The 18,567-nt window shown below is 65.7% G+C and carries 19 protein-coding genes and 1 pseudogene; 14 read left to right on the forward strand and 6 right to left on the reverse strand.

Translation table 11 applies throughout. The features are described from left to right. Positions 1-55 precede the first annotated feature (55 nt). From rpiA to ACQR03_RS24840, 4 genes are all read left to right on the forward strand, one after another. Positions 56-748 carry a ribose-5-phosphate isomerase RpiA gene (gene rpiA / locus ACQR03_RS24825; RefSeq protein WP_315752604.1) on the forward strand — a complete coding sequence of 231 codons (693 nt, stop codon included), beginning with the start codon at positions 56-58 and terminating at the stop codon, positions 746-748. Positions 749-796: 48 nt separating this feature from the next. Further along, positions 797-1,318 carry a DUF2059 domain-containing protein gene (locus tag ACQR03_RS24830; protein WP_315717652.1) on the forward strand — a complete coding sequence of 174 codons (522 nt, stop codon included), beginning with the start codon at positions 797-799 and terminating at the stop codon, positions 1,316-1,318. Between the two features lie 33 nt (positions 1,319-1,351). Next, positions 1,352-2,737 (forward strand): glutathione-disulfide reductase, encoded by a 1,386-nt coding sequence (gorA, locus tag ACQR03_RS24835; RefSeq protein WP_434841975.1) that lies wholly within the window; start codon positions 1,352-1,354, stop codon positions 2,735-2,737. Between the two features lie 147 nt (positions 2,738-2,884). After that, positions 2,885-3,643 carry a DUF4336 domain-containing protein gene (locus tag ACQR03_RS24840; RefSeq protein ID WP_434841974.1) on the forward strand — a complete coding sequence of 253 codons (759 nt, stop codon included), beginning with the start codon at positions 2,885-2,887 and terminating at the stop codon, positions 3,641-3,643. A 199-nt stretch (positions 3,644-3,842) separates the two neighbouring features. On the opposite strand, the gene ACQR03_RS24845 is transcribed toward ACQR03_RS24840, so the two are convergent. The 5 genes and pseudogenes from ACQR03_RS24845 to ACQR03_RS24865 all read right to left on the reverse strand — a co-directional run. Beyond that, a complete protein-coding gene (locus ACQR03_RS24845; RefSeq protein ID WP_315739638.1) occupies positions 3,843-4,478 on the reverse strand; it encodes a LysE family translocator in 636 nt (211 codons plus the stop codon). A gap of 173 nt (positions 4,479-4,651) precedes the next feature. Continuing rightward, positions 4,652-4,873, reverse strand: a complete 222-nt coding sequence (locus ACQR03_RS24850) for a hypothetical protein (protein ID WP_315717656.1) — start codon at positions 4,871-4,873, stop codon at positions 4,652-4,654. Positions 4,874-4,909: 36 nt separating this feature from the next. Then, positions 4,910-5,320 carry an SRPBCC family protein gene (locus ACQR03_RS24855; protein WP_315717657.1) on the reverse strand — a complete coding sequence of 137 codons (411 nt, stop codon included), beginning with the start codon at positions 5,318-5,320 and terminating at the stop codon, positions 4,910-4,912. Continuing rightward, a complete protein-coding gene (locus tag ACQR03_RS24860) occupies positions 5,317-5,640 on the reverse strand; it encodes an ArsR/SmtB family transcription factor (protein WP_315717658.1) in 324 nt (107 codons plus the stop codon). The genes ACQR03_RS24855 and ACQR03_RS24860 overlap by 4 nt, the downstream gene beginning before the upstream one ends. Before the next feature lie 134 nt (positions 5,641-5,774). Further along, positions 5,775-5,888: pseudogene (locus ACQR03_RS24865) on the reverse strand (LysR family transcriptional regulator); the annotation flags it as partial. A gap of 119 nt (positions 5,889-6,007) precedes the next feature. Between ACQR03_RS24865 and ACQR03_RS24870 the strand changes: the two are divergent. Further along, the gene (locus ACQR03_RS24870) at positions 6,008-6,190 is read left to right on the forward strand and encodes a hypothetical protein (protein ID WP_316165022.1); all 183 of its coding nucleotides are present in this window, start codon (positions 6,008-6,010) and stop codon (positions 6,188-6,190) included. A 38-nt stretch (positions 6,191-6,228) separates the two neighbouring features. Further along, entirely contained in the window at positions 6,229-6,957 is a 729-nt protein-coding gene (locus ACQR03_RS24875; RefSeq protein WP_315752581.1) for a sulfite exporter TauE/SafE family protein, read from the forward strand. 62 nt (positions 6,958-7,019) lie between these two features. On the opposite strand, the gene ACQR03_RS24880 is transcribed toward ACQR03_RS24875, so the two are convergent. Further along, a complete protein-coding gene (locus tag ACQR03_RS24880) occupies positions 7,020-7,754 on the reverse strand; it encodes a metallophosphoesterase family protein (RefSeq protein ID WP_316165023.1) in 735 nt (244 codons plus the stop codon). Positions 7,755-8,415: 661 nt separating this feature from the next. Between ACQR03_RS24880 and ACQR03_RS24885 the strand changes: the two genes are divergently transcribed. From ACQR03_RS24885 to ACQR03_RS24920, 8 genes are all read left to right on the forward strand, one after another. Beyond that, entirely contained in the window at positions 8,416-9,792 is a 1,377-nt protein-coding gene (locus tag ACQR03_RS24885) for an IS30 family transposase (protein ID WP_315715219.1), read from the forward strand. Between the two features lie 458 nt (positions 9,793-10,250). After that, positions 10,251-11,399, forward strand: coding sequence for a thiolase domain-containing protein (locus ACQR03_RS24890; protein ID WP_316165024.1), 1,149 nt, complete (start codon positions 10,251-10,253; stop codon positions 11,397-11,399). Continuing rightward, positions 11,399-11,788 (forward strand): Zn-ribbon domain-containing OB-fold protein, encoded by a 390-nt coding sequence (locus tag ACQR03_RS24895; protein WP_316165026.1) that lies wholly within the window; start codon positions 11,399-11,401, stop codon positions 11,786-11,788. Before ACQR03_RS24890 ends, ACQR03_RS24895 begins: the two co-directional genes overlap by 1 nt. A gap of 249 nt (positions 11,789-12,037) precedes the next feature. Beyond that, positions 12,038-12,898, forward strand: a complete 861-nt coding sequence (locus tag ACQR03_RS24900) for a MaoC family dehydratase (RefSeq protein WP_316165028.1) — start codon at positions 12,038-12,040, stop codon at positions 12,896-12,898. An 86-nt stretch (positions 12,899-12,984) separates the two neighbouring features. Then, positions 12,985-13,863 (forward strand): SDR family oxidoreductase, encoded by an 879-nt coding sequence (locus ACQR03_RS24905; RefSeq protein ID WP_316165029.1) that lies wholly within the window; start codon positions 12,985-12,987, stop codon positions 13,861-13,863. 75 nt (positions 13,864-13,938) lie between these two features. After that, on the forward strand, positions 13,939-14,892 hold the full coding sequence (locus ACQR03_RS24910) for a dihydrodipicolinate synthase family protein (protein WP_315827824.1): 954 nt from the start codon (positions 13,939-13,941) through the stop codon (positions 14,890-14,892). A 2-nt stretch (positions 14,893-14,894) separates the two neighbouring features. Further along, a complete protein-coding gene (locus ACQR03_RS24915; RefSeq protein WP_316165031.1) occupies positions 14,895-15,698 on the forward strand; it encodes an NUDIX hydrolase in 804 nt (267 codons plus the stop codon). Between the two features lie 113 nt (positions 15,699-15,811). Continuing rightward, on the forward strand, positions 15,812-18,493 hold the full coding sequence (locus ACQR03_RS24920; protein ID WP_316165437.1) for a PAS domain S-box protein: 2,682 nt from the start codon (positions 15,812-15,814) through the stop codon (positions 18,491-18,493). The last annotated feature ends 74 nt before the right edge of the window (positions 18,494-18,567 follow it).

Below are 18,567 nucleotides of genomic sequence, written 5' to 3' on the forward strand. Positions count from 1 at the left end.
TTTCGGCCCCCGCCCGTGGGGGCCCTGGGTGCGAAGGGCGGGTTCCTTGGTCGACATGGATGCATTGAAGCGGCAGGCAGCGGCGCGTGCGCTGGAGGAGGTCGAGAGCGGCATGAAGCTCGGTCTCGGCACCGGATCGACTGCCAAGCATTTCGTCGATCTGCTCGGAGAAAAGGTGCGCGCCGGCCTCAAGATCGTGGGCGTGCCGACCTCGGAGGCGACAAGGGCGCAGGCGCAAGCGTGCGGCGTGCCGCTGACCACGCTCGATGAGATCGACCGGCTCGACATCACCATCGACGGCGCAGACGAGATCAATCCGGCGCTCGACCTGATCAAGGGCGGCGGCGGCGCGCTGCTGCGCGAGAAGATCGTCGCCAGCGCTTCGGATCGCATGATCGTGATCGCCGACGACAGTAAATGGGTGGCGCAGCTCGGCCGCTACCCGCTGCCGGTCGAGGTGGTTCCGTTCGGCCTCGCCGCGACTCAGCGCGAGATGAGTGACGCCTTCGCCACGGCCGGCGTGTCCGGGCCGATGAGCCTGCGCAAGTCCGCAGACGGCCACGTTTTCGTCACCGATGGCGGCCACTGGATTATCGACGTCCGCCTTGGGGAGATCATGGATCCCCCGCGCCTGGCGGGTCTTTTGAGCGCAATTCCGGGCGTGGTCGAGCATGGGCTGTTCATCGGCCTCGGCAGCACGGCGATCCTGGCAGGCGCACAGGGAATTCGCGTTATCCAGCGGCCCTGAGCGCGGCACGAGGCTGCGCTCATGGCGGCAACTCACAGGAGACTTGGAATGAAGAGCGTGTTCAGAATCTTGCCGGCCGCCGGAATCGTGCTGGCCTTGGCCTCGGCAAGCCCGGTTGCGGCGCAGGGCCAGGCACCTGCGCTGAAGCCGGCCTCGCCCGCCTGCATGGCCGGCGCGCGCGAGATTCTGGGGATGAAGAACGCGGCTGCGATGTACGCCAATGCCGTCCCCGGCATCGTGCAGCAGACCAAGCAGGCGCTGCTGCAGTCCAATCTCAACTACCAGAAGGACCTCGACGAGGTCGCCGTGGTGGTCGCGCAGACCTACGCCGGCAAGGAGAAGGAGATCGGCGAGAAGATGGCGCAGATCTACTGCAACGAGTTCTCCGACCAGGAGATCGCCAACCTCGTCGCCTTCTACAAGTCTGCCATCGGCCAGAAGCTGCTTGCGGCGGAGCCGAAGGCGATCCAGATGAGCATGCAGGCGATGAACCTGTGGGCGGCGGAATTTTCCGACACTGTCACCGCGCAGTTCCGCGCCGAGATGCGCAAACGCAACAAGCCGATCTGAGGCTTGCGGCCGAAAGGCCAGGTCGGGGGAGAGATGGCTGAATTCGACGTCGACCTGTTCGTGATCGGTGGCGGCTCGGGCGGCGTGCGCGCCGCCCGCATCGCGAGCGGCTATGGCGCCCGCGTGATGGTCGCCGAGGAATATCGCATGGGGGGCACCTGCGTGATCCGCGGCTGTGTCCCTAAGAAGCTGTTCGTGATCGGCTCGCATGTCCGTCAGGAGATCGCCGATGCCGCCGGCTTCGGCTGGACCATCCCGACCGCGACCTTCGACTGGCCGACGCTGATCAGGAACAAGGACAAGGAGATCGCCCGGCTCGAGGCGGCCTACACCAGCAACGTCGAGAAGTCTGGCGCCAGGATCGTCAAGACCCGCGCGGTGCTCGAGGACGCCCACACCGTGCGGCTGATGACCGGCGAGACCGTCCGCGCCAAATACATTCTCATCGCGACCGGCGGCGCGCCCAACCACGGCACGCCGATTCCCGGCATCGAGCACGTCATCTCCTCCAACGAGGCGTTTCATCTCGACGAGCTGCCGCGCCGCATCGTGATCCAGGGCGGCGGCTACATCGCGCTCGAATTCGCCTGCATCTTCGCCAATTTCGGCTCCGACGTGACCGTCGTCTATCGCGGCGACAACATCCTGCGCGGTTTCGACGAGGACGTCCGCAAACATGTCCGCTCCGAGATGGAGAAGGAAGGCATCACCATCCTGACCGGCTGCACGGTCACCAGCGTCGACAGGCACGGCCAGGACTACACCACGCATCTGTCGAACGGCTCCAGCATCGCCTCCGACAAGGTGATGTTCGCGATCGGCCGCCATCCGGCGGTGGCCAATCTCGGCCTGGAGAAGGCCGGGGTCGCCATCAATCCAAGGAACGGCGGCATCGCGGTGGACGCGTTCTCGCAGAGCTCGGTGCCGAGCATCTACGCGATCGGCGACGTCACCCATCGCTTCAACCTGACGCCGGTCGCGATCCGCGAGGGCCACGCTTTTGCCGACACCGTGTTCGGCGGCAAGACCGTGCGCGTCGACCACGCGGACATTCCGACGGCCGTGTTCTGCCAGCCTGAAGTGGGCACCGTCGGTCTCACCGAGACGCAGGCGCGCGAGCTCTACGACCGCGTCGACATCTACAAGACGAATTTCCGCCCGATCAAGGCGACGATGTCCGGCCGCGACACCCGGGTGCTGATCAAGCTCGTCGTCGATGGCGCCAGCGATCGCGTGCTCGGCTGCCACATCGTTGGCGACATGGCCGCCGAAATCACCCAGGCCGTGGCGATCGCCATCAAGATGAAGGCGACCAAGGCCGATTTCGACGCCACCATCGCGTTGCATCCCTCCGCCGCCGAGGAGCTGGTGACGATGCGCACGGTGACCGAGCGCCACGTGCGGCAGGCGGCGGAGTAGGGGCGCCATCTGCTTCTTGGCGCTCGTGCGCGGCCGGCGTCCGTAGCGACTGCGGTGGGCCAGTGCTCACGGTCTGACGACGGTCCACACCGTGGCCGATCGGACTTGCTGCCGTTGGAACCGTTCAGCGGTTGGAGAGCGACCAGCATGTCCCACGATGATTGCCTTGCGACCTATCCGCCGCTCAACACCCTGAAGCCCGTTGCCGAGAACATCTGGATCGTCGACGGGCCCGTGATCCGCTTCGGCATTCCCGGGCTGAAATTTCCGTTTCCCACCCGCATGACCGTGGTGCGCTGCGCTTCCGGCGATCTGTTCGTCCACTCGCCCACGCCATTGACGCCGGCGCTGCGGGCCGAGATCGACCGGGAAGGCCGCGTGCGCGACATCGTCGGTCCGAATCGCATCCACTATTGGTGGATCCCCGACTGGCAGGCGGCCTTTCCCGACGCGGCAATCTATCTGGCGCCGGGCATTCGCGCGCAGGCGAAGGGCCGCATCGAATTCGAGGGCAGGCCGCTGGATCGCAGCGGTGGCTATCCCTGGGATGATGAGATCGCGACCTTGCCTGTCCTCGGCAGCTATATGACGGAGGTCGTGTTCTTCCATCGCCCTTCGCGCACGCTGATCCTGACCGACCTGATGGAGAATTTCGAGCCGGCCAAGATCGGCGCCGGCTTGGCGCGCTACCTGAGTTGGATCGGGGGCGTCGGTCCGCCGCATGGCGGCCTGCCGCGCGAACTCCGGCTGACATTTACCTGGCGGCACCGACGCGAGTTGCGGGCGGCCGTGGAGACCATGCTTGGGTGGCACCCCGAGCGGATCGTGATCGCCCATGGCGCCTGGCACCGGACTGACGGCACCGAGATCCTGCGCGAGGCATTCTGCTGGTTGCTGCGGCCTTGAACCGCCGGCTGGGCTTCACGAGACCGGCCTTCGTGATGCCGTGCTTTTCTCTTCCCGCGACGGACGTATAAGCTCGTGCGATTGAGGTTGGCGCCAGGCATCCCTCGGCCGCGGAGGGGCTGGTGACGATGCGCACGGTGACCGAGCGCCACGTGCGGCAGGCGGCGGAGTAGGTGGACGACCGCGACGCGCGGCCGGGTCAGGGGCCGGCTCGCCGGTAAAGCGCAAGGGCGCCGGCAAGGCTCAGCAGCGCGCCGCCGCAGATGCGATCGAGCCAGAGGGCACCGGAGCGCTTGAGGAAACGCATCGCTTGCGAGCCCGCGCTCGCGTAGGCGAGCATGATCAGGACATCGAGCATCGCGAAGGTGAGGGCCAGCGTGAGATATTGCGGCAGCTGCGGCGCGGACGGCACCACGAACTGCGGCAGGAATGCCGAGAAGAACAGATAGCCCTTTGGATTGGTGATCGCGACGAGGAAGCTTTTCAGAAACAGCGCGTGCGGCTGTCGTGACCCGTCCTTGCCGTCTGCGGACGCCGCAAGGTCGATCGACCCGCTGGACCGCAGCAGCATCAGCCCGAGATAGGCGAGGTAGGCCACGCCGATCCACTTCACGACCGAGAACCAGAATTCTGAAGCGGCCAGCAGCGCGCCCAGACCGACCGCGACGGCGCCGATGAGGATGAAGTCCGAAGCCACCGCGCCGGCGATGCCGGCCCAGGCGCGGCGTACACCGACACGCGAGCCGTTGGTGAGGGCCAGCAGCACCGTCGGACCGGGGGTCGCGATCCCGATGAAGGCGACGATGGCGAAGCTGAAGAGCGTAAGAGCGTTCACGTCAGAATAGCCTCGTTGGCGGAAGACGCGCCAGTAGGGCGCGGTTCGGCCGCGAACGCAAGACGGTCCTTGGAGGCGGCCAGCGATCGTCTTCGCTGACGCACGCTCGACCTGCCGGATCGCCAAGAGGCTTGACTCCCTCCCGGAAAACGCCGCTGGGCGCGATTGCCCGTTCAGCGCTCCACCCGCGAGGCGGTCAACTTCGTCGCGACGTAGGGCAGCGCGAACAGATACAGCCCCGTGCCGAGCAGCACGATGAGCGGAATCAGCGCCAGCAGGCCGACCCACAGCGGGGCTTGCGTCTGCGTCATCGCGGCGATGTTGATGATGACGGCGACCGTGAAGGCGATCGATACCCAGCGATGGACCTGCCGGACGGTGTTGTTCCAGTTCAAGTGCTTCTCCCCTGATGACGTCGTGATGCGCACGCCTCAGCCGAGGCGCGCGACGCTCTGTTCGAGCGCATCGAAGAATTTCGGCCAGCCGTAGCGTGCGCCCTGATAGGCGCGGGTCTGGTCGGCTGCGAAGCCGGTCTGCTCCATGCGCAGGTGCGTGCCCAAGGCGGTCGGCGTCAGCGTCCAGGTCACGACGCTGTCGAGGCCGGCCGCCGCCCAGGTGTAGGACAACGTCTTGTGCGGCTCGATGGTCACGACCTGGCAGTCGACGACGCCCCAGTCGGCCTTCAGCTTGAAGCGATGATCGACCGACGGCGCAAAGTCGTTGGTCATCAGCCACTCCGCGATCAGATGCGGCTGCGTCAGCGCGCGCCAGAGTTTTTCGGGCGGATGCGCGAATTCGCGCTCGACGACGACGGTGCGGGTTTCTGGCGCGGGTGAGCTCATTGATCCATCCTGTTGAGCAGAGTGTCGAGCTGGTCGAACCGGCTCTCCCAGAACGCAGCCATCCGGCTCGTCCAGTCGAGCAGCGGCGCCAGCGCCTTGGGTTGCGCGCGGTAATGCGTCTGGCGGCCTTCGTGACGCTCCCGCACCAGGCCCGCCTGCTTGAGCAGGCCGAGATGCTTCGACACCGCCGGCTGCGATACGCCGGCCTTGGCCGTCAGCGCCCCGACGGTCTGCTCGCCATGCCGGCACAGGCCTTCGAAGATGGCGCGCCGCGTCGGGTCGGCAAGCGTTCGGAACAGCATGTCGGGAGAGCGCGGCATTCGATCCATAACTCATTGGTTATGGATTGACGCATAACCGGTTGGTTATGGATTAGTCAAGCGGAATCCTTCGCCGGTCAGGCGCGATGGCGTAGCGCCTCGCACAGAACCGCGAAGGCGGGTGTGGTCTGCCCGACGAGCTCGCTTTCGATCTTCTCGGACCGCGGCCCGATCCGGTGCAGCAGACGCTCGCCGGCCTCGGTGGGAGCGACCGATCGCGTCGTGCGCGACAGCAGCCGCACGGCGAGCAAACAAGACTCCGCCGCCGAACACGCCTTCGTGACGAGCTCCGGGATCACGGCACAAGGGACGGCCAGGGGACGTCGCGGTGCTACCAGCCTGACAGCAGTTGCTGGAGGTGACGGAGATGCAGGCCAACGAGACCCCGCCGCGGCGCAAGCTGTCGATCACGCCGCAGGCGGCGCTGGCGGCGAGCGTCCTCGCCATCTTTCTGCTCCTGCACGTTGTCGCCGGTGCGATCCTGCGAGGTGCTGCCATGCGGGACGGCACGCAGGCGCAGCCGGTTTCGACGCTCCCATCCCACGATTGAAGCTCGCTCATTTCAACCCTCATCAGCCGGAGATATTCATGCCCGGGCTCGCCTCTTTCTTGTTGCTCAGCGCCGCCGTGTTCTCTGGCGCCTTCGTTTCCGGATTGGCCGGATTTGCCTTCTCGGCCGTGGCCGGCGCGATCCTGCTGCATGGTCTGCAACCGCTGGAGGCGGTGCCGCTGATGATGGCGTGCAGCGTCGGCGTGCAGGCGACGAATCTGTGGGCGTTGCGCAACAGCATCCGGTGGAAGGACAGCCTGGTCCTGATCCTGGGCGGGCTGCTCGGCGTGCCCTTGGCGCTCTGGCTGCTGCACAACGCGGACGCCCGGCTGTTTCAGCAGGTGTTCGGAGCGACGATTGCGATCTACGCCGCCACCATGCTGTTCAAGCCCGGCCTCGGCAGCGTTCGACGCATGAGCAGACATCGCACGGCGATCGTCGGATTCGGCGGCGGTCTGATCGGTGGCCTGACCGCGATGCCCGGAGCACTGCCGACCATCTGGTGCGAGATGCACGGCCTGCCGAAAACCGACCAGCGCGGCCTAGTGCAGCCCTTCATTGCCGTGATGCAGATCGCCTCGCTGGGGATGATGCTGGCCCGGCAGGACCTGTCGTCGAGGGTGATCGTCGATCTCGCGCTGAGCATTCCGGCTCTGCTCGCCGGCACGGCGCTCGGCATCTTCGCCTTCCGCAGGGTCAACGACACCTTGTTCAGGAGGCTCATCCTGAGCATTCTGCTGCTGTCCGGTGTGCTGCTTGTTGTCTGACCCCCGGCCGGCTCAATCGCGCCGGCGCCGACACGCCCTGCGATGAGGGCCGGCGACGGCCGTCACCCGACCCAGCCGGTCGCGATGGCATTCGCCCAGTCGTGCATGCCCTTGCGTCGTGCGAGTGCCGCCATCCGCGCGGGATCGTACGGCACATAGCGGATTGTCAGCGACCACCGTCCAAGCCGTTGCTCCGCGATCGCATAGCAGGCATCGGGCGTCCCGGTCTCGACGTGGTAGCCGTGCGGAGGGCGGCCGCGATAGCCGGGTAGCCCGACGCTGCCGGGATTGACGACGAGCCGGCCATCGCTGAGCCGGACAATGCGCGGAATGTGGCTGTGTCCGCACAGGATCAGCGAGGCATCGATGCCGGCGGCCCGTGCTTCGATACGCGCAAGGGGGCTCTGACGCAGCGTGCCATAGGCGGTGACCTCATCGAGCCAGAACACGGCGTCGTCGTCCGGCGCGGCATGGCACAGGAAGACGTCGTCGTGATAGATCAGCGTCGCCGGCTGCGCCGCCAACCAGCCGACATGCACCTGATCGAGGGCGCGGACGTCGCTGCGCCCCGTGTCTCCCGCACGATAGAGATCGATCATGTGCCGGTCCTGATCGCCCCGGATCGACGGAAAGTCGCGTGCCATCAGCATCTCCGCCGTTCGAACCGGTTCGAGCGGGCCGCTGAGATGATCACCGAGATTGACGACCTCATCGATGCCGAGCGCCGCAATGTCCTTCAGGACCGCGGCCAGCGCGTCGGAATTTCCGTGAATGTCGGCAATGGCCGCAAACCGCATGGGAGCCTCCGTTCAGAGAACGGCCGGCAGGGATTTTCCATGCGGGACCCGTTCGCTTTAGCTGCATTTTGAGACGCGCCCGCAAGCTGATGGTCAAATCGGCGCTTGACGGTGTTGATAGCATGGGCCGTCGGGGGCGAACAACCTGTAGGCAGCAGGCGTGCAGCTCGAGCCGTGTTGCCGCTGATCTCTGAAACGCTATTCTCCGGCGCCGCCCTTGTTGTCGTGCGGTAGCGACCGCAAAGCGGTTTGGAATATCTCGGCTGCTTCGTTGGAGCGGTTCAGCAAGCACTATTCCAGCCCAAAGATTTCTCTTTACGAATATCAGAAATCATGCTCTATTGTGCGTATCCCGCCTCGGTACGGAGGGGCGTAGCGCGCGATCGTCACGACACGCGGGGCGGGGAGCGATGGCCGTGGTTTTGCCGCAGCGTGTCCCTGGATGCGCGGACGAACGGCGAGGCCGCGGACGCGAAGTCGCAGCGTGCTGGCACCCCGACGCTGGTGCTACGTTCGCGACGGCGCTTGCGCGCCGCGCGGGCAATGGTGGCCAACAAGCCCGGCGCACCAGGCAGACTGCGTATAAGCGTGAAGACCATCGCGCAGGGAAGGCCGGGGGCGGATTCAATTGGTCGTCGCAACACTCGATGAGGAGGTTGCGATGGGCATTCGAAAGAAACGGTCAACGCGGGGCAAGCTGGGATCATTGGGGCGCCCACCAGTTGCGGGGCGTGCGGAACAGCAGAAATTTTGGCGTGGGATTGCCGCTGGGTTGAACAGCGAGAATGCTGCGCTGGCTGCTGGATTATCGGATGCTGTCGGCCCCCGATTATTTCGAAAAGCGGGCGGCGTGGCACCGGCAATGTTCCGACCTTCAGCGAAGCCGCTCTCCGGACGGCACCTCTCTTTTTCTGAGCGCGAAGAGATTGCGCTGCTGAATGCGCAGCGCCATTCTGTACGAGAGATAGCGCGGCGTCTCAATCGATCTCCCTCGACCATCTCCCGTGAACTCGATCGCAATGCGGCCACGCACGGCGGCAAGATGGCCTATCGGGCGACGGCCGCCCAGTGGCATGCAGATCGATCGGCCCGGCGTCCTAAGCCGAGCAAGCTTGCAAGCAACGCCGCCTTACGCGCTTATGTTGAAGAGCGGCTTGCAGGGTTTGTCGCACCTCCAGGCGGCGTTCGGCGGAAGGCCGGTCGTGCGGGCTCTAGCCAGGATCAGGGGTGGACGAAAGCGTGGAGTCCCGAGCAGATTGCCCGGCGCTTACCGATCGACTTCCCGGATGACGAGGCGATGCGCATCAGCCACGAAGCCATTTACCAGGCGCTTTTTGTTCAGGGCCGAGGAGCGCTGAAACGCGAGTTGTCGTCCTGTTTGCGAACGGGACGTGCGCTGCGCGTGCCCCGAGCGCGTACGCGGAAGCGCAGCAAAGGCTTCATATCGCCAGAGATCATGATCAGTGAGCGTCCGGCCGAAGTCGCGGATCGAGCTGTGCCGGGACATTGGGAAGGAGATCTGATCGTCGGCTCCGCCAGCTCGGCAATCGGCACGCTGGTCGAACGCAGCACGCGGTTTACAATGCTCCTGCACCTTCCACGGCTGCCGGGGTTTGACGATGGCCCACGTACGAAGGATGGGCCTGCGCTCTCCGGACACGGAGCTGAAGCGGTACGCGATGCGATCACGCGCACCATCGTCACCTTGCCCAAAGAACTCCGCCGCTCGCTAACCTGGGATCAGGGGACCGAAATGGCTCAACACAGTGACCTCAAGATCGATACAGACCTTCAGATCTACTTCTGCGATCCAAGAAGCCCCTGGCAACGTGGCACGAACGAGAACACGAATGGCCTGCTGCGGCAGTACTTCCCGAAAGGTACCGATCTGAGCGTCTACGATGCTGACGAGATCGCCGCCGTGGCCGCAGCGCTCAATTCCCGACCGAGAAAGACGCTAGGATGGAAAACTCCAGCAGAAGCGCTTGACGAGCTGCTGTCACGAATGAAAACACTTGGTGTTGCGACCACCGCTTGAGCCCGCCGGGTGTTCTCGGCTGCACCTGTGGTACCTGCCGCCTGCATTTTTTTCGCAGGCGGGCCGCAGGCGTCAGCCGACGCCTGGCCTTCCCTGCGCCCTCCGACTTGACGAGGGTGAACGAGATGAGCATGACCCGGGCAGTGTCTGTCGCGGGATTGCGATGGTGTGGCTTGTGCGAGAATCCCACCACGCACTCCGCTGTCATCGCCCGGCTTGAACCGGGCGATCCAGTACGCCGCGGCGTCTCGATCCAATCATTGCGATCCCTGGACGACGGGACGTCCGGTCAGCCGGAGGATGACAGCGTGGGCGCTGTCGCGTGCAGCATCGAAATATGTCGCTTGGGTGCGACCATCTCCACCCCGCGGAATATTTTCCACGCTTGCCAAGCTCTATCCAACGGTCCAAAAAATCTCCAACCACCTGGGACGAAACGACAGGAAGCGGAGACGGAGTTGACCATCAAGGGCAAGGCCTACATTGCCGGGATCTATGAGCATCCGACCCGGCATGCACCCGACAAATCCACCGCGCAGCTGCATGCCGAGGTCGCCAAGGGCGCGCTCGAGGATGCGGGTCTCAGCGCGAAGGATGTCGACGGCTATTTCTGCGCCGGCGACGCGCCGGGCGGCGCGTGGCCGATGGTCGACTATCTCGGGCTGAAGGTCCGGCACATCGACTCCACCGAGACCGGCGGCTGCTCCTATCTCATCCATGTTGGCCATGCCGCCGAGGCCATCGCCGCCGGTAAATGCTCGATCGCGCTGATCACCTTGGCCGGCAAGCCGCGCACCGGGCCGATGCCGCCGCGTGCCGCTGGCGCCGAGGCCGATTTCGAGATGGCCTATGGCGCCACCACCCACAACGCCTATGGCATGTGCGCGATGCGCCACATGCACGATTACGGCACCACGTCGGAGCAGCTCGCCTGGATCAAGGTCGCGGCCTCGCATCACGCGCAGTACAATCCGCATGCGATGCTGAAGGAGGTCGTCACGGTCGAGGACGTGATCAACTCGCCGATGATCTCCGATCCGCTGCACCGCATGGATTGCTGCGTCGTCACCGACGGCGGCGGCGCGCTGATCGTGACCACGCCGGAGATCGCCAGGAGTCTGAAGAAGCCGCTGGTGCGTCTCATCGGCCATGGCGAGGCGATGAAGGGGCCGCGCGGCGGCAAGAACCTCGATCTCACTTATTCCGCCGGTGTGTGGTCCGGCCCGCGCGCCTTCGAGGAAGCGGGTGTGACCCCCAAGGACATCAAATACGCCTCGATCTATGACAGCTTCACCATCACCGTGCTGATGCAGCTCGAGGATCTCGGCTTCTGCAAGAAGGGTGAGGGCGGCAAGTTCGTCGCCGACGGCAATCTCATCTCCGGTGTCGGCAAGCTGCCGTTCAACACCGATGGCGGCGGCCTCTGCAGCAACCATCCCGTCAACCGCGGCGGCATGACCAAGGTGATCGAGGCCGTGCGCCAGCTGCGCGGCGAAGCCCATCCCAAGGTGCAGGTGCAAAACTGCGATCTCGCCATCGCCCATGGCACCGGTGGCCTGCTCGGCGTGCGCCACGCCGCCTCGACCTGCATTCTGGAGCGCGTCTGATGTCCGAAGCGAAGAAACTGCCGGCCCCCATCACCAATCCCGAGACCAAGGCGTTCTGGGATGCCGCGGCCGAGGGCAAGTTCATGATCAAGCGCTGCACGGCCTGTGGCGAGGCGCATTATTTTCCGCGCTCGATCTGCCCGTTCTGCTTCTCGGACCAGACGGTGTGGGAGCAGAGCGCGGGCGAGGGGGAAATCTACACGTTCTCGATCATGCGGAAGTCGCCGACCGGCCCTTACGCGATCGGCTACGTCACCTTGAAGGAGGGCCCGTCGCTGCAGACCAATTTCGTCGATTGCGATTTCGACGTGTTGAAGATCGGCCAGAAGGTGAAGGTGGTGTTCAAGCCGACCGACGGCGCCCCGCTGCCGTTCTTCACGCCGGTTTAGGAGAGGGAGCAAAGATGCATCCACGCGTCATTGCGAGGAGCGAAGCGACGAAGCAATCCAGAGTCCTTGCGCAGCTCTGGATTGCTTCGCTCCGCTCGCAATGACGGATGCGGAACGAGCGGTGTGCTCCACGACGAGTGCGTAGGGTGGGCAAAGGTGCAGAGCGCCGTGCCCACCGTTCTACCAAGAAAGGCGGTGGGCACGCTTCGCTTTTCCCACCCTACAAAGAACGAGGTTTGGGGAGGCAACATGCCGATCAACTACGATGAGCTGATGGCGATGAAGGCGATCGCGCAGAACTACGCCTACACCGATCGCGAGGTGATGCTCTACGCCTACGGCATCGGCATGGGGGCCGATCCGATGGATGAGAAGGAGCTTGCCTTCGTCAACGAGGCTACGGCCGAGCCGCGTCCACTGAAGGTGGTGCCGACCTTTGCCTCCGTCGCCGCCTGGGGCGCGGGCCCCGGCGACATGAAGCTGAACCGCGTGCTGGTCGTCGACGGCGAGCGCGACATCACCTTTCACAAGCCGCTGGCGGTGGCGGCGAAGATCACGGCCGACTCCTCCGTGCTCGCGGTGTCCGACAAGGGCAAGGACAAGGGCGCGGTCATCCGCCATCAGACGATCTTGCGCGACGAGGGCGGCGCTCCGCTGGCGACCCTGGTGGCCTCGCGCTTCGCCCGCGGTGATGGCGGCTTCGGCGGTCCCTCGGGCGGCATCCCCGACCCGCATCCGGTGCCGTCGCGTGCACCCGACCGCAGCGTCGAGATCCCGACGCGGCCGGACCAGGCGCTGATCTACCGCCTCTGCGGCGACCGCAATCCGCTGCACTCGGATCCCGAATTCGCGCGCCGCGCGGGCTTCCCGCGGCCGATTCTGCACGGCATGTGCACCTACGGCCTGACCTGCCGCGCCGTGCTGCAGACCTACGCCGACTACGATGCGTCAGCCTTCCGCCAGCACGCCGCGCGATTCTCCTCGCCGGTGTTTCCCGGCGAGACCGTGACGGTCGATCTGTGGAAGGACGGCGACGTGATCTCATTCGAAGCGCGCGTCACCGCGCGCAACGTCACCGTGATCAAGAACGGCAAGACCGTGCTGGGTTGATTATTGCTATGTGAGGCACGTCTGTTAGTTGCCGTCAAGCCCGGCCATGACGGGCAACAAAAGACACGGCGCAGGAGGAGACACCCATGGGACTGCTCGACGGCAAGGTGGCGCTGATCACCGGCGCAGGTGGCGGTCTCGGTGAGGCCTATGCAAAACTATTCGCACGCGAAGGCGCGGCGGTGGTCGTGAACGACCTCGGTGGCCCGCGCGACGGCTCCGGCTCGGACCTGTCGATGGCCGAGCAGGTGGTGGCGGCCATCACCGCTGAAGGCGGCCGCGCCGTCGCCAACGGCGCCGACGTCTCGACCATGGCCGGCGGCCAGTCGGTGTTCGACGATGCCATCCGCCATTTCGGTTGCGCCGACATCCTGGTCAACAATGCCGGCATCCTGCGCGACCAGACCTTCGCCAAGTCGAGCGAGGCCGACTGGGACAAGGTGGTCCAGGTGCACCTCAAGGGCACGTTCTGCTGCACGCTTCCCGTGTTCCGCTGGATGCGCGACAATGGCGGCGGCGTCATCGTCAACACCTCCTCGACCTCGGGCCTGATCGGCAATTTCGGCCAGTCCAATTACGGCGCCGCGAAGGGCGGTATCTGGGGCCTGTCGAACGTGCTGGCGATCGAGGGACGCAAGTACAACATCCGGGTGTGGACCTTGGCGCCGGGCGCACTGACCCGCATGACCGCGGACCTGCCGCGCTACAAGGAAAACCCGGGCGCGGCGCTGACGCCCGAGGGCATCGCGCCAGCCGTGCTCTACATGGTCAGCAGACTCTCGGGGGATCAGACCGGCAAGGTGCTCGGCGTGTCGGGTCCGCGCGGCGTGCGCGAGTTGCGTATGATGGAAATGGACGGCTGGAAACCGCCGTCGTCGGCGTGGAAAGCGGAGGACATCGCCGCCCATGCAGAGGAGATATTCTTTTCGGAGGCCGATATAGCCAAGTCCGCACGGCGGTTTTGATGTATTCAGGTCGTCATTCTGGGCCTGCGCTTGGCGCGTCCGGAATGACGCCAGAGAGATTGGAGACCAGACGAGATGAAGCTCACCGCCGCCGCCAAAGGCACCTTCGCGATCGCGCCGACGCCGTTCCATGATGACGGTCGCATCGACGAGGCCTCGATCGACCGGTTGGTCGATTTCTATGCCGAGGCCGGCTGCGACGGCATCACCGTGCTGGGCATCATGGGCGAGGCGCCGAAACTGGACGCCGCTGAATCCGAGCAGGTTGCAGTGCGCTTTGCCAAGCGGGCCAAGAACCTGCAGATCATCGTCGGTGTCTCCGCGCCGGGTTTTGCCACCATGCGCGCGCTGGCGCGCGCCTCGATGGATGCGGGCGCTGCCGGCGTGATGATCGCGCCGCCGCCGAGCCTGCGCACCGATGATCAGATCACGAGCTATTTCAAGCAGGCCCAGGAGGCCATCGGCGAGGACGTTCCGTGGGTGCTGCAGGACTATCCGCTGACGCTGAGCGTCCAGTTCACGCCGGCCGTCATCCGCAAGATCGTCATGGACAGCCCCTCCTGCGTGATGCTCAAGCACGAGGACTGGCCGGGCCTGGAGAAGATCTCGACGCTGCGCGCGTTCCAGAAGGACGGCTCGCTGCGGCCGCTGTCGATACTGTGCGGCAATGGCGGCCTGTTCCTCGACTTCGAGATGGAGCGCGGCGCCGACGGTGCCATGACCGGCTACGCCTTCCCTGAAATGCTGGTCGACGTGGTCAAGCTGTCGCAGGCGGGCAAGCGCGACGCCGCGCATGACCTGTTCGACGCGCATCTGCCGCTGGTGCGCTACGAGCAGCAGCCGGGGGCAGGGCTGGCCGTGCGCAAATACGTGCTGCAGAAGCGCGGCGCGATCGCCTCCAGCGCGCAGCGCAGGCCGGCCTCCGCGATCACGGCCGCGGCCAGGGCCGAGGTCGACTATCTCTTGTCGCGCGTGGCGCGTTACGACGCGCGTGCCAATCTGCAACCTCGTGCCACCGCCGCGGAGTGACCATGGCTGACGCTGCCGCCGTCCGTCCCGCCTCGACCGTGCTGCTGCTGCGCGACAGCGCAGTCGCACGCGAGATCGAGGTGTTCATGATGGTGCGTCACCATCAGATCGAGTTCAACTCGGGCGCCCTGGTGTTTCCCGGCGGTAGCGTCGACAGAGGCGATCAGGAGATCGCCGGCAGGCCGGAGCTCTATGCCGGCGACGAGGGTCTTGAAGCCGAGGCGCTCGGCTTCCGCATCGCCGGGGTGCGCGAGACCTTCGAGGAGAGCGGCATCCTGCTGGCGCGGCTGCGCCGATCGGACGCGCTGATCGAGGCCGCTGCCGCTCGCGACATCGAGGCGGCGCATCGTCTGGCGCTGTGCGAGGGCAAGATCAGCTTTCTCCAGGTTCTGGAGGCTCACGGTCTGGTGCTGGCGCTCGATGCGCTCGTTCCCTACGCCCATTGGATCACGCCCGAGGGCATGCCGAAGCGCTTCGACACCTGGTTCTTTCTGGCGGCGGCGCCGCCGGACCAACTCGGCGCCCATGACGGCCGAGAATCGACCGATTCCGTCTGGGTCTCGCCGCGCGAGGCGCTGGCCGGCGGCGAGGACGGCCGGTTCAAGCTGCCGTTCCCGACCACGCGCAACCTGATCCGGCTCGGCAAGCAGCCCGCGGTGGCCGACGCCCTGGCGGCGGCGCGGGACATGGACATCGTCACCGTGATGCCGGTCATGACCAAGACCGCCGAGGGCGGTCGCCAGCTGCGCATTCCGCGCGAGGCGGGCTATGATGGGGAGGTGTTCGAGTTCGGTGCGGCCGGTTAACCGCACAGGCTATTTTTCGTCCGGCGGATGATGCGCGGACGAAAATTGTTCTCTATATGTTCATTTGGCCGCCCGGCGGCTCGTATATAGTGCGGTTCCGACCATCGGATCCCATGAGTAGATTACCGGACCTCGACACGGCCTGCAGCAGCCTCCGATCGATGACGATCGGGCGGATGATCTTTGGCAGCTTTTTGCTGCTGCTTGCCGTCATCACCGCGACCAGCATGGCGAGCGTGATCGCCATTCGGCATATCGATTCGACCTTTGCCGAGTTGCAGCGGCTGCAGGGCGTCGGCGATCTCGCCGAGGAGATCGACCAGCGCATGAACGAGCTGCGGCTCGCGGCGCGCGATTTCGTCACCGATCCCGGCTCGCGCTCCGACCGTGCCATGGAGGCGGCGACCGAGCTCAGCGCGCTCCTGAAGAAGACGCGCCTGCAGCTCGCACCGGAGCAGCAGGCGACCATCGACGGCGTTGCCCAGCGGCTCGCCAATTACCGCGAAGGCATCGACCGCATCAGCGCGCTGATCGCGCGGCGTGCCGAGCTGCTGTCGGGTTTGCCGACGGCGCGCGAGAGCTTCGAGGACGCCATCGCCGGCCTGACTGATCGCGCCACGGCGCGGGCCTTGTTCCAGGTGCAGAATCAGGTCGGCGCGGCGCTGCTGGCGCGCGACCCGGCCGGCGCCGAGCAGGCCGCCCGCAGCATGCGCGCAATGCCGATCGAGGACAGCGCGCTTCGTGCGGCCGCCGACCGCTATGCCGAGGCGATCATCGCCATTGCCGGCACCGAGGACGAGATCGCGCGCCTCGACAAGGAGGTGCTGGGCATCGAGGGGCGGCTGATCGGCCGGGTCACCGAGTTGCTGCGCGCCCTGAGCGCAAGCCAGGGCAAGGTGCTGTCGCGCGACTTCGCCCGCACCTTGGCGGAGACGAAATGGCAAAGCATCATCTTCGGCACGGCGGGCGTTCTGATCGGCATCTTCGCTGCGTCCTTCGTGGTCCGGCGCACCGTGCGGCCGCTGGCCTCGATCGCGCGCTCGATCAGGGCGCTGGCGGCGGGCGAAAAGGCGGCGTCGATCCCGCAGACCGACGTTCAGAACGAGATCGGCGACATCGCGCGGGCGGCGGAAGTCTTCCGGCAGACTTTGCAGGATGCCGACGCGGCGCGTGAGGCGGCGGTCCGCGCGCTGGCCGAGCAGCGGCTGGCCGAGGAGAGCTATCGCAAGCTGTTCGAAGCTTCGATCGACGGCATCTATGTGACCACACCGAGTGGTCTCGTGCTCAATGCCAATCCGGCGCTCGCGCGCATCATGGGCTACGAATCCGCGAGCGAGCTGATCCAGAGCGTGAACGACATCGCGGATACGATCTATGTCCATCCCCTGGCGCGCGAACGCTATCAGCGGCTGATGCGGCGCGACGGCATGGTGCGCGAGTTCGAATACCAGGTGCGGCGGCGCACCGGCGAGATCCGCTGGCTTTCCGACAGCGGCACGGTGGTGCGGGATGAGAACGGCGAGGTGGTTCGCTACGAAGGCGTGGTCCGCGACATCACGGATCAGAAGCGCGCCGAGGACGCGATCGCTGAAGGCCGGCGATTGCTGCAGCAGGTCATCGACACGGTGCCGGCGGTGATCAACGTCAAGGATCGCGAGCTGCGCTATGTCCTGATGAACCGCTACATGGCCGGCATCTTCAACGTCGAGCCCGAGGATGCGCTCGGCCGCACCACGGGCGAGCTGATGTCGCGCTACGGCGCGAACAAGACGGACTCGAACGACAAGCGCGTGCTGGCGACGAAGGCCGGCCTCGGGTTCTACGAGGAGGAATACCTCGATTCATGCAACGTCATGCGGCAATGGCTGGTCAACAAGCTGCCGCTTCTCGACGCCGACGGCGAGGTCGACAAGATCGTCACGGTGGCGCTCGACATCGGCGAGCGCAAGAAGAGCGAACTGGAGATGCGCAAGGCCAAGGAGGCCGCCGAGACGGCGCTCCGGAACCTGCGCGACACCCAGGCCTCGCTGATCGAAGCCGAGAAGCTCGCGGCGCTCGGGCGGATGGTCGCCGGCGTTGCCCACGAGGTCAACAACCCCGTCGGCATCAGCCTGACGGTCGCTTCCGCGCTCGAGCGCAAGACCGAGCGCTTCAGCGAGGCGGTCACGCGGGGTGAGCTGCGGCGGTCGAGCCTCAACGAGTTCATCGAGATGAGCCGCAGCGCCGCGGGGCAGCTCGTCGCCAACCTCAATCGCGCGGCCGAACTGATCCAGTCGTTCAAGCAGGTCGCAGCGGACCGCAACTACTCCGATCAGCGCACCTTCGATCTCGCCGATCTCACCGAGCAGGTGGTGATGAGCCTGCGCCCGGGTGTGCGCAGACAGAACCTGACGGTGAACGTGGATTGCCAGCCCGATCTGGTGATGAACAGCTACCCCGGGCCTTACGGGCAGGTCCTGACCAATCTGTTCCTCAATGCGGTCGCGCACGCGTTTCCGGACGGCAGGAGCGGTGTGATCGAAATCAGGGCGCGGGAGTCCGGCCGCGACAATGTCGAGATCGTCTTTTCCGACAATGGCTGCGGCATGTCGCTCGACGTCCGCCGCCGCGCCTTCGATCCTTTCTTCACGACGCGCCGCGACCAGGGCGGCACCGGCCTGGGCCTTCACATCGTCTACAGCATCGTGACCAGCCGGCTCGGCGGCCGGCTCGATCTGGACTCCGAGCCTGGCGCGGGCACGCGCATCCAGATCATTCTGCCGCGGGTCGCACCTCTCGAGCAGGCGGCCGAGTAGGGAGATCTGCGTAAACCCCCGGATTGACTCTCACGAAGCCGAGATCGAATCGAAATCTGGCCCGGTTGATGCAT

This window comes from Bradyrhizobium sp. HKCCYLS3070 (assembly GCF_051167575.1).
Taxonomy (GTDB): domain Bacteria; phylum Pseudomonadota; class Alphaproteobacteria; order Rhizobiales; family Xanthobacteraceae; genus Bradyrhizobium.

Bases quoted from the DNA above. Each gene is read 5' to 3' on its own strand.
- ACQR03_RS24910 (WP_315827824.1), top strand. From the start codon at position 13,939: ATGAAGCTCACCGCCGCCGCCAAAGGCACCTTCGCGATCGCGCCGACG.
- ACQR03_RS24885 (WP_315715219.1), top strand. From the start codon at position 8,416: ATGGGCATTCGAAAGAAACGGTCAACGCGGGGCAAGCTGGGATCATTG.
- ACQR03_RS24920 (WP_316165437.1), top strand. From the start codon at position 15,812: ATGAGTAGATTACCGGACCTCGACACGGCCTGCAGCAGCCTCCGATCG.
- ACQR03_RS24900 (WP_316165028.1), top strand. From the start codon at position 12,038: ATGCCGATCAACTACGATGAGCTGATGGCGATGAAGGCGATCGCGCAG.
- ACQR03_RS24870 (WP_316165022.1), top strand. From the start codon at position 6,008: ATGCAGGCCAACGAGACCCCGCCGCGGCGCAAGCTGTCGATCACGCCG.
- ACQR03_RS24895 (WP_316165026.1), top strand. From the start codon at position 11,399: ATGTCCGAAGCGAAGAAACTGCCGGCCCCCATCACCAATCCCGAGACC.
- ACQR03_RS24860 (WP_315717658.1), bottom strand. From the start codon at position 5,640: ATGCCGCGCTCTCCCGACATGCTGTTCCGAACGCTTGCCGACCCGACG.
- ACQR03_RS24840 (WP_434841974.1), top strand. From the start codon at position 2,885: ATGTCCCACGATGATTGCCTTGCGACCTATCCGCCGCTCAACACCCTG.
- ACQR03_RS24830 (WP_315717652.1), top strand. From the start codon at position 797: ATGAAGAGCGTGTTCAGAATCTTGCCGGCCGCCGGAATCGTGCTGGCC.
- ACQR03_RS24915 (WP_316165031.1), top strand. From the start codon at position 14,895: ATGGCTGACGCTGCCGCCGTCCGTCCCGCCTCGACCGTGCTGCTGCTG.
- ACQR03_RS24905 (WP_316165029.1), top strand. From the start codon at position 12,985: ATGGGACTGCTCGACGGCAAGGTGGCGCTGATCACCGGCGCAGGTGGC.
- ACQR03_RS24875 (WP_315752581.1), top strand. From the start codon at position 6,229: ATGCCCGGGCTCGCCTCTTTCTTGTTGCTCAGCGCCGCCGTGTTCTCT.
- ACQR03_RS24855 (WP_315717657.1), bottom strand. From the start codon at position 5,320: ATGAGCTCACCCGCGCCAGAAACCCGCACCGTCGTCGTCGAGCGCGAA.
- rpiA (WP_315752604.1), top strand. From the start codon at position 56: ATGGATGCATTGAAGCGGCAGGCAGCGGCGCGTGCGCTGGAGGAGGTC.
- ACQR03_RS24880 (WP_316165023.1), bottom strand. From the start codon at position 7,754: ATGCGGTTTGCGGCCATTGCCGACATTCACGGAAATTCCGACGCGCTG.
- gorA (WP_434841975.1), top strand. From the start codon at position 1,352: ATGGCTGAATTCGACGTCGACCTGTTCGTGATCGGTGGCGGCTCGGGC.